This window comes from Novosphingobium sp. (assembly GCF_025351285.1).
Taxonomy (GTDB): Bacteria; Pseudomonadota; Alphaproteobacteria; order Sphingomonadales; family Sphingomonadaceae; genus Novosphingobium.
In genome coordinates this window covers 1-3,957 of record NZ_JANXWG010000080.1, presented here as the reverse complement: position 1 = coordinate 3,957, position 3,957 = coordinate 1, and the positions used below count along the sequence as shown (strand labels likewise).

General features: G+C 66.4%; 3 protein-coding genes. 1 reads left to right on the top strand and 2 read right to left on the bottom strand.

Translation table 11 applies throughout. The annotated features are described in order from the left end of the window. Nucleotides 1–93 precede the first annotated feature (93 nt). The gene (locus Q0R16_RS09550; protein ID WP_295635587.1) at nucleotides 94–843 is read right to left on the bottom strand and encodes an HAD family hydrolase; all 750 of its coding nucleotides are present in this window, start codon (nucleotides 841–843) and stop codon (nucleotides 94–96) included. Then, nucleotides 840–1,754 carry an aminotransferase class IV gene (locus Q0R16_RS09545; protein ID WP_295635584.1) on the bottom strand — a complete coding sequence of 305 codons (915 nt, stop codon included), beginning with the start codon at nucleotides 1,752–1,754 and terminating at the stop codon, nucleotides 840–842. Before Q0R16_RS09545 ends, Q0R16_RS09550 begins: the two co-directional genes overlap by 4 nt. A 149-nt stretch (nucleotides 1,755–1,903) precedes the next feature. Between Q0R16_RS09545 and Q0R16_RS09540 the strand changes: the two genes are divergently transcribed. Further along, nucleotides 1,904–3,790 (top strand): winged helix-turn-helix domain-containing protein, encoded by a 1,887-nt coding sequence (locus tag Q0R16_RS09540; protein WP_295635581.1) that lies wholly within the window; start codon nucleotides 1,904–1,906, stop codon nucleotides 3,788–3,790. The last annotated feature ends 167 nt before the right edge of the window (nucleotides 3,791–3,957 follow it).

The window sequence follows — 3,957 nt, the reverse complement described above, 5'->3', positions numbered from 1 at the left end:
GTCGAGCGAAGTCGAGACACACTAGCGCAGTGCTGGCGTGTCTCAACTTCGCTCGACACGAACGGCCCTGTGCGCTTTTGCGGTTTCCCGAGGCTAGTCTGCCACCAGCCGGTGCCGCGCCAGGCTCTCGTAAAACGGCATGGCCTGCTCGACGATTCGCTGGTGCGCAGCCGGTAGCGCTTCCTTGCGCGCGGGCGGACGCAGCGGCGCCCAGCCGGTCGAGCGATGCACCGCATCGTACCATGCCGGCGCCCAAACCCCGTCGCTGGCGCGCGGACCCGCCGGCCAGGCCAACATCGCATCCAGAATCGGAGCGTCGAACGCAATGCCCACGGCCGCACACAGCGCCGCCAGCATGACGCGGGGGTTGGCGAGCACATCCTCCGAAGCAATCACCGGTGGCGCCCTGCCGATCCGGTCCGCCACCATATCGAACTGCCGCTGCTGCTGCGCGAAGCCCAGGTCTGCGAGGGTGACATCCTCGCGCTTGACCACGTACGATCCGATCACCGCCGCCGGATCGCGGATCAGGAACACGTTTGTCAGTTCCGCTGTCCAGTCGAGCCCGAAGCCGTCGAGCATATGGTGGCACATGTGCTTCTGGTACCAGACGGCGGCGGGCTCGGGCGGCGGCCCGGTCATCGCGCCGGCCACCGCACGCCAGTCGATCGGTTGCGATTGCAGCACCGCTTCGCGCATCGGGTGATCGGCGCCGCTCTCCGCCAGAAAGGCCGCGTAGAACGGCTCGTCGCTGACGCAGGTGTCGGTACGGTTCTCGAACGCGCGCATCATCGCGGTCGAGATATTGCGCGGGCCCGACCACATCGCGATTCGCACCGTCACAGATGCCGGTTCCCGGCCGCGTATGCGTCCTTCATCGTGGCATAAGCGTCGATAACCGCCTGCGTCACCCGGCCATAGACCTGCGGCAACGCGCGCCCGTCGATCATGGCGACCGGGGTAATCCCGCCCATTGTCCCCGTCACGAAGGCCTCCTCCGCCGCATCCAGTGCCTCACGCGGAAGGCTGCCCTGCCGCAGCGGCGCCGCCCCTGCACGGCAAGCATCGATCACATTGCCGCGCGTCACCCCGTTGAAACAGTAATCATCGCCCGAAGTGTGCACCACACCCCCGCTCACCCAGAAGAAGTTGGTCGCGTTGCAGCTCGCGATGTTCCCGGCCGGATCGAGCATGATCCCCTCATCCGCTCCCAGTCCGATCGCCTCCAGCAGTGCGCGGATATAGTTCAACCGGCTGTGCGAATTGAGCCGCATGTCGAAAATTTCGGGCGGCGAGGTCTGGATCGAGACTGTCGCCAGCGCCAGCCCCCGATCGAGCACCTGGCTGCGCGTCTTGAACTCCGCGGTGATCGCCACCGTCGGCGCGCCGATGGTCGAGCGCGGGTCCTGGTTGATCGTGCGCTTGAGCCCGCGCGTGATCATCAGCCGCACGTGCGCATCGTGCTCCATCGCGTTGGCTCGCAGCAACCGAACCATGTCTGCCAGCAGCGCCTCGCGCGCAGGAATCGCAATCCCGATCGCCGCCCCGCCGGCATGAAGCCGGTCCAGATGCGCCTCGAGGAACAAAAGACTGCCCCGATGCAGCCGCAGTCCCTCCCACACCCCATCGCCCAGCCCGAACCCGGCATCGAAAATCGACACCCGCGCCTCGCGCGCCGGCACCAATTGCCCATCGAGCAGCACAACGAGATCCTCGTTGCGCGCATCGGCCTCGAAATCCTGACTTCCCGCCATCGGCTGACGCTAGCGGACCCAAAGCCGCCCGTCGAGACATCACATGAGCGCACGACTTTCCAATTGTTGCGCGGTTGGAAAATTGACAAGCCGTTACTTATCGTGCCCAATCAATTTGGGCCGTAAGTTGCAATGCTCGGGGGGCAGTCATGCGCGACCACGGCCGGATCGACCTTGCGAGTACTCCGCCGTTTCGGATCGGGCCGCTGTGTGTCGAACCCGCGGTGCGCCAGGTCTCCACCGCCGCGACCGAACCCGAAACGCTCGAACCGCGCGTAATGCTGGTGCTGGTCGCGCTGGCGCGGGTCGAGGGCGGCATCGTCAGCCGCGACCAGTTGATCGAGCAATGCTGGGACAGCCGGATCGTCGGCGACGACAGCATCAACCGCGTGATCTCTCGGTTGCGCAAGCTGGCGGGCGCACATGGCGAAGCGCTGTTTACGATCGAGACGATCAGCAAGGTCGGGTACCGGCTGGTGGCGAAGCTGGTCAATGCCGCTGAACCCGGACGATCCGTCGAGGCTGCACCCATCGCTGGGGCAATTCCCGCGATCGTGACCCGTTCGCTACTCGCGAGGCCGCTGATGATCGCGGCTACTGCGGCGCTGGCGATCGGCGCGGTAGCAGCCGGCATCTCGCTCTGGCCTGCAAGCGCGGCCAGCGACGGCGTGCCCGAACTGGCGCTCAACGTCACCGCCGGTCCCGGAACCGCGCCCGGCGTCGCGCAAGCGCTGCGCGATGAAATGGGCAGCGTGTACGGCGCCGAGCGCTTGCGCATCGTCGATGGGTCGCAGCAAGTTGCTCGCCTCTCGGCGCGGATCGGCAACATGGGCGGCGAGCAGGTCGTGTTCGGCGAGTTGCGCCCGCGGGGCGATGGCCCAGCGATCTGGAAACCGCGCGTCCCGCTTCGCGATCCCGGCGCGATCAAGGGCGTCGCTTTGCAGCTTATGGGCGGCGCGGTTTGCGTCCTGGAGCCCGAAGTCACCCACGCGCCGGTAAACCGCTCCCCCGTCGCGGTCTCTGCCTGGGCGAGTTACTGTGACGAAAACGACAAGGACATTTCAAGTCACATCACCGAAATCGAGTCGTTACGCCTGGCGATCCGGGCTGAACCGCGCTTTATGATCGCACAATATTCGCTCGGCCAGGAACTCGCCGCAGAGATCGACGGGCGCAGCGGTGCCGAGGTTGATGCCATGCGCGCCGAAGGCCGGCGCGCGGTCGACGCGGCCGAGCAGCTCAACCCGCGCGACGCAGGCGTTCACATCGCCCGCGCCTACCTGGCAGACGAGCGCGACTTCGCCGGGCGCGATGCAGAGGTTCGCCGTGCGCGCGCGTCCCGGCCAACGAAATGGGGGTTTGAAATTCAGCTCGAGGGCAACGTCCTCGCCACGGTCGGAAAGCTGTCTGCCGCACTGGCGGCACACCAACGGATGCTTGCCGTCAACCCCGGCAATCCCCCTGATACGACCAGATCCGCGATCTTGCTTTCGTGGTCGGGACGTTACGACGAGGGCCGAGCGATCTTTGCCGACGAAGCGCGGATCAGCAACGAACGCAGCAAAATCGAGCTGACCTGGCTTAGGGCCGCAGTTGAAGCGCATGACTGGGACACCGCCAAGCGCCTGGTCAACTCGGTCAAGCTGGACCAGCCGACCCAAGTCGCCATGGCAAAGCTCGTGACCGGCCTGGCGATGCGCGACGCCGCGAGCGTGCACGAAGCCGGCGACCTGTTTGCAGCCCTGTCCGCCGACCCCGCTCGATTCTCGAATACGCTCATCTTCGGGCTCGCGTTGGCCGACCGTCCGGCGCTTGCGGTGGCCACCGCCGGACGGTGGTTCGACGCCAATGGATACCGAACGCTGACTGTTCTTTACTCTCCCGCTCTGGCGCGCGCGCGCCAGACGCCCGAGTTCGCCGCGCTGGTCACGCGCATCGGTCTTGCCGACTACTGGCGCAAGTCGGGCAACCTGCCTGACTTCTGCGTATCGCCAGGCGCGCCACCGCTTTGCGCAACACTTCGGCGACGGACCTGACCCGGATGCAGGACACGCCCCGCATCGACCTGGCGACCACCGCGCCGTTCCGCATCGACGCGTTGTGCATCGAACCCGCACTGCGGCAAGTCTCGACCACCAGCACCGAAGCCGAAACGCTCGAACCGCGCGTGATGCTGGTGCTGGTCGCGCTCGCCCGAGCCAGG

Bases quoted from the DNA above. Each gene is read 5' to 3' on its own strand.
- Q0R16_RS09545 (WP_295635584.1), bottom strand. From the start codon at position 1,754: ATGGCGGGAAGTCAGGATTTCGAGGCCGATGCGCGCAACGAGGATCTC.
- Q0R16_RS09540 (WP_295635581.1), top strand. From the start codon at position 1,904: ATGCGCGACCACGGCCGGATCGACCTTGCGAGTACTCCGCCGTTTCGG.